The sequence below is a fragment of the Bacillus sp. AP50 genome, assembly GCF_040492675.1.
GTDB classification, from domain to species: Bacteria; Bacillota; Bacilli; order Bacillales; family Bacillaceae_G; genus Bacillus_A; species Bacillus_A cereus.
Genome location: NZ_JBEUTW010000266.1, coordinates 1 through 5,929, shown reverse-complemented (window position 1 = coordinate 5,929; position 5,929 = coordinate 1). Strand labels below are relative to the sequence as shown.

Below are 5,929 nucleotides of genomic sequence, written 5' to 3'. Positions count from 1 at the left end.
ACACTGAAGGAGACTTTTAAATTTTCGCAATATTAGTATTGTTAGAGATTATCATATATATTATTATAAATAATGTTATATTAGTAAATTTTGGTATTATTTTTTCCAGCTTGTAAACTATGATACTTGGAGGCGTTGTTGTGCGTAATAAATGGAAACTTGGACTAATGAGTACCCTTCTTGCCTGTACCACCTTTACATCTGTTGCATTCGCAGCAGAAAAACCAGTCGATCAATCCAAATGGGAGGAATGGTTAAACGGACATGCAAAAATATTAAATGAACCAACTTCCCAAACAAGTGAGGATTTATCATTTCTTAAAGAGGCCGTACAGGACAAGCGTATTGTTGTACTTGGTGAAAGTACGCATGGTGCAAAGGAAATCAATCAATCCAAAATACGTATGATTAAGTACTTACATGAGGAAATGGGATATGATGTGATTGCATTTGAAACAGGGCTTGGAGAAGCAGCAGCTGTTCAGCAAAATTTTGATAACTTAACCGCTACGGAAGCGATGAAACAATCTTTATACCCTGTATGGAAAACTGAGGAACTTGAACAATTATTTACCTATATGAAAGAACAAAAAGAAAAAGGGAAGCCACTCACATTAGCTGGTTTTGATATGAATTTGTTTTATAAATCTTCATTCCGCTCTTATGCAAAAGAATGGTTGCAAAAAGTAAATCCTGAAGTGGCGAGTGAATTTGATACAGCAGTGTCAGAGTTGATTGAACTGGATAGGTATTACAATAAAAATAAAACATATCCCTATGATCGATTTAAAATGGAAATACAGCCCGTAATTAACAAGTTTGAAAAGGTTAGAATGTTTATTCAGAATCATAAATCTGAATTGATTCAAGTTGCACCACATCCTACGTATGATGTGAATTTGTTTGAGAAATCAATCAGTATACGGATTGATGCGATTAAAACGCATCTAGATGCTGATATGAAAGTCAGAGGTGGCATCTCCTCACCTAACCTGACAGACTATTCTTTTTATATCCGAGATCAAAAAATGGCACAAAATTTCGCATGGCTCACTGAAATGCAATATAAAAATAAAAAAATTATTGTGTGGGGGCATAATTATCATATTCGAAAACAAAATTCAAAAATGATATTAGACTTTACGAAGGTGCAGCAATACAATTATATTGGCCCAAATATGATGGATTATCTTCCACAGCGTATCAAAGACCAAATGTACACAATCGGTGTATTTGCGTATAGTGGAAGCAGTTGGGATGATGTTAATGAAAATGTTATTCCTGTACATAATGAACATGAAGAACAAAGTGTTGAAAAAATCATCAGCACTGTAGGAAGTCCCCATGTTTTCGTTAACTTAAAAGGAGAAAGTAACCGACCAGAAACTTCATGGATGTTTACTCCTACTGCAGCAAGTTATTGGGGAAATAAATTAAAAGAAGAAATCATGATTCCGACAGAACAATATGATGGCATTCTATGGTTAGAAAAGACGACTCCTTCTGTACTGAAGTAAAAAATAAGAGCCTCCGATAAATTAATGGGGGCTCTTTTCTATTCATATTCTTTTATTCAATTACCGGATAATTTGTTAAACAACATCGACTCCTCACATCTCCCATTATTCAAATTCAGGTTCCTTCTTATCTTAACAGTCATTATGTATACTGAAACCATACATTATACCAGTGCCGTACGTCTCACATGATTCGAATTTAGGTTCATTTGTCATTAACTTCACTTCCTATTCCATCTTATTATTCCTACCTGCTCTTTCCTCATCATTGTATATAGATTCTTCTGTACAAGAGAAAAAAGAGGCATTCTACACAAGTATGATACCTGCTATAGAATGCCTCTTTTTTCACAAATTTATCGTTTTTCGACAGAAGACTCTTTCCTCAAAAATGTGAAGGTGTGAAACACCAATTTTAAGTGGGAGATGAATGTCGGTTGGCATAAGCCAACATGTTTGCTATCATCTACTTGTACAGATTGCTCTTCGAGAACTGAAGATATGAGGCTGGTTGCAGAAAAACGTTGCAACCGTAAAATCTTCAATGTTCTATCGCCCCATGCTTGCCGAAGTTGCGAAAGCCAAGCTAAAGTAGGGAGTGTGGTGCGTCAACGTAACAAGATACTTATGTTCTCACCGTAGGGACTACGGGTAGAGCCTGCTAAGATAACCGGTGGATACATCGGTGTTCGCAAGAATCTCCTACTTCCAAAAGTCCGTAAGGACGTTAAGTGGTGAGTAGTTCAATATAGCTATTTCACCGAGATTGCAAATTCTGATTTCGGTGCCCCAGCGAATACAATCGTTCCGTTCTTCGGCAGTTTCACCTTGTTATTGCCACTCACGATGGTAAAGTTGACGCAAACTCCCTTCTCATCATACACCGCAAATGAACCTTTTGACGGCAACGTCACGGTAATCATTTTCTCTGTTGCCGCTTGCGGGATTGTAAACCATTTCGCATGCCCATTTTCTCCCAACGTAACTTTGGATGATTGGCCTATATCAATCGGTTTTACATTAGATTCACTTACGTATAACAACCCAGCCATCTCCATATATTCATTTCCACCTTCTGTATAAAAGTTCGTTTCCGTCGTATCACGGCCATTCATCACGGGAATTTGGAGTTGGTGCGTTGCGGTATTCGGACCTGTAATTTTTCTACCATCCCAATAGCCTGCTGGGCCTTCCTTACGATTAATTTGTGTAGTAAGAAGTTTCGGTTGAACAAGATATTGAATAGAGCTAAATTTCTCGTTTACAAGATAGAATTTAACGCCTTCCCTCTTTGCCCATGCAGCAGCGGTTTTCTTCGATAGCACGTTGTCTTCTAGTTTCTCAGCTAAATAGTGGGTCATCACATTTTGCCCTAAACCTGGATACGATTTATATGCGCTCTCCTTCAAATAAGTTCTTCCATTCCTCTCGGTTACGAAATTGAGCTTAGAAGTACCCTTCTCATTAATAAAGCTTCCATCAGCAGTATATACATATTTTTCTTCTCTACTAGATGGTAAGGATAGTTCTCCGTTCTTCGTAATTTCAATTTTAAAATGAGTTTCGCTATTGCCATAAAATCCTGCTTTCTTTGCTACACCTTGAGGCATTTTGACTTTGACCGGCTTGCCAAAGGATTTATTTGGCTTGATGTCCTTAATAGTACCTTTTTCTTTAAGCGTGGCGAGCAGCAATTCAGTTGCCATTAGTTGATTTGTAGAGCTCCGTCCACCAGATGACAATACAGCCGCTGCTATTTTCTGTTCCGGAAGCACGACGAGTATAGCATGTTGCAATGCCGTATCACCGCCCTTGGCCAAAGCTTTAATCCCATATTCACTGAATGGGTATAGGTTCACACTATCCCAGCCAAGACCATAGTTAAAAATATTATCTCCAGTCCCCGGCCACATTCCTTTTTTATATTCCTCTTGCTCCATCGCCTTTACTACCTTATCAGAAAGGATACCTTTTCCCTGTCCCATAAATAATTGTGAGAATCGTACCATATCTTCTGCCGTAGAAGATATGCCTCCCGTACCAATTACATTCACTGATTCAATTGGAAGTTGTCCTTGATACGCCGGGAAATATAGTCCGGCCCGATTTTCGTCTCTCCATTTGTCCTGCGGCGTTTTCGTATGATTCATCTTTAAAGGTCCTGTAAAGCTTTGATGTAGAAATTCGGTAAAGCCCATACCACTAACTCTTTCCACCAAAATTTCGGCTAACGTAAAGCCATCGTTACAGTATACCGAGAAAGCACCAGGGTCCGCCTTCAAGTTCTGATTGGATAATTGCTGCAACAAGGCATCATGGGCATAGGTATCATTATCGTTAAATAAAAATGCATTACCTAACGTAGAACCTTGCAAGCCAGAGGAATGATTCAATAACATTCGCGGTGTAATACGCTTGTACCGACTGTCTTTCATCTTAAAATCAGGAATATATCGGGCAACGGGAGCATCCAAATCAACTTTTCCTTCGTCGACCAATTTCATTACAGCCGCTGTTGCATACATTTTACTGACTGAACCAATCCCATATAGAGTATCTTTGGTTAGCTGCTGTCTCCCTTCCACATCGTTCTTGCCAGTCTGACTCGACAAAATAAGTTTTCCATTATCAATTAGCGCATACTGCACGCTATTCGCTCCATGGGACTTTGTAAGTAGCTCCGCCTTTTCTGCTGCAATCTTCTTCAGTTCCTGACTAGCTAATTCTTCACCAGCTACAATTGTAGTCTCACTTTCAGAAAATGCTTTCGCTCCTGTTGGTAGAATCATAGTTACCGCTAATGCAGTGGCTAACACACCAGTTAGCTTATTTTTCATCACGGAATTACCTCCTTAGATAAGTGACCGTTTTCATCATTTGTTTGTTCCACTATGAAAATATGATAAATTTTATCCATTCTCCCCTTTGACCTACTTGCTAAATTCAGCAAGTAAAATATTTTTAAAAGGATCAGGACTATCAGCTTTAATACTGTTTAAATTGACGGCCAATGTATGCTTGCCTCCAAGTGTGCCCCCAGCAAAAGTTAAAAAGCCAGGAATGGTTCCTCCATGCCCCCATATCGATTCACCGTTTGAAAGCTTCATTTTAAAAATTCCAAGCCCGGAATCACCAAGTTCATCTACTCCTGTAGGGACTGTTGTAAGCATTTGCTTTAGTTGCTGTTCTTTTAGTAATTTCCCCCCAAGTAAGTAAGAAAAGAATTTGTTTAAATCATCAGCTGTTGAAATCATGTCACCGGCAGAGCTCCCCATACTTGGGTTATAATAAGTAACATCTTTTGGCTCACTTGCTCTGTCTAATTGGATATATCCACGGGCATGCTTGGTTCCTGGAATCACACTTGAATTCCCAGGTAAGAATGTATTCGATAATTCAAGTGGTTCAATAATACGTTTTTCAATCTCTTCCGCATAGCTGCTCCCAGTTATTTTTTCAATTAGGATCCCTAGTAATACGTATCCTGTATTTGAATACGACCAGCTCTTTCCTGGAGCAAAATCTGGAGGCATGGATATTCCCATCTTTACTAATTCTTCTGCAGTATAGGATCTTTTTGTATCCATCATATTAAAATCCTTTGACCTTGTGTAATTAGCGATACCACTTGTGTGATTCAATAATTGCCGGATAGTAATCTGTTTATCATCATATCCATTTCCTTGAATGACACCAGGCAACCATTTTTCAATAGAATCGTCTAAATTCAAGCGGCTTTCTCCTGCTAATTGAAGTACAACTGTTGCAGTGAACGTTTTTGTCACGCTGCCAATTCGAAAACGAAAATCTGTTTTCATTGGTTTCTTAGTATTTAGATCTGCTACCCCAGCTGCATGACTCCATGTTTTTCCACCCTCAAAAGATTTAACAAGTATCCCTGGATATCCAAGTTGCAATGTATCCCGCATTGCCTCTTTGACAGAATTACGATTCCTTTGACTGTTTTTTTGTAACGAATTAGATACATTTTGAATGGACTCTGCTTTTACAATTGAGGTTGGAGTTGTATATAGCAGGGAACCTCCAGTTATTAAAAGGGCTAAACCTGTAAATGTAATTTGACGGTGCTTTTTCATCAAAATATTCCTCTCCCCTATTTATATCGTATAGATGTTTTTTGCTGTTTTTCAACTAATCACACAGCTTACATCTTACCCAAAGACAAAAGAGCGCTATTGAATTTGTAATCATTCTTATGCCCATTATTTCACAAACAAATTTCTGACCTGAAAATGGCCTATCCTTTTTTACATGTATGTTAATCTTTGCAATGTCTCTTTTCTTCCATACAAGTCTTATTAATTGATTTGTTTTTTCATATAAATTTACAGTATTTGTTCCTCCTCTCACTCTTCTATACATTTTAATCATACACAATGAAAATCTCTTTT

General features: G+C 38.1%; 4 protein-coding genes. 1 reads left to right on the top strand and 3 read right to left on the bottom strand.

Going from position 1 to position 5,929, the window contains the following annotated elements; translation table 11 throughout:
* Nucleotides 1-140 precede the first annotated feature (140 nt).
* Nucleotides 141-1,517 (top strand): erythromycin esterase family protein, encoded by a 1,377-nt coding sequence (locus ABWK52_RS19120; protein ID WP_140159045.1) that lies wholly within the window; start codon nucleotides 141-143, stop codon nucleotides 1,515-1,517.
* A 752-nt stretch (nucleotides 1,518-2,269) separates the two neighbouring features.
* On the opposite strand, the gene ABWK52_RS19115 is transcribed toward ABWK52_RS19120, so the two are convergent.
* The 3 genes from ABWK52_RS19115 to ABWK52_RS19105 form a co-directional block, all read right to left on the bottom strand.
* Nucleotides 2,270-4,354 (bottom strand): serine hydrolase domain-containing protein, encoded by a 2,085-nt coding sequence (locus tag ABWK52_RS19115; protein ID WP_098541670.1) that lies wholly within the window; start codon nucleotides 4,352-4,354, stop codon nucleotides 2,270-2,272.
* Between the two features lie 93 nt (nucleotides 4,355-4,447).
* On the bottom strand, nucleotides 4,448-5,614 hold the full coding sequence (locus tag ABWK52_RS19110) for a serine hydrolase domain-containing protein (RefSeq protein ID WP_086423431.1): 1,167 nt from the start codon (nucleotides 5,612-5,614) through the stop codon (nucleotides 4,448-4,450).
* Nucleotides 5,615-5,669: 55 nt separating this feature from the next.
* A partial coding sequence (locus tag ABWK52_RS19105; RefSeq protein WP_353772076.1) for a hypothetical protein occupies nucleotides 5,670-5,929 on the bottom strand: 260 nt, incomplete at its 5' end.

Bases quoted from the DNA above. Each gene is read 5' to 3' on its own strand.
- ABWK52_RS19110 (WP_086423431.1), bottom strand. From the start codon at position 5,614: ATGAAAAAGCACCGTCAAATTACATTTACAGGTTTAGCCCTTTTAATA.
- ABWK52_RS19115 (WP_098541670.1), bottom strand. From the start codon at position 4,354: ATGAAAAATAAGCTAACTGGTGTGTTAGCCACTGCATTAGCGGTAACT.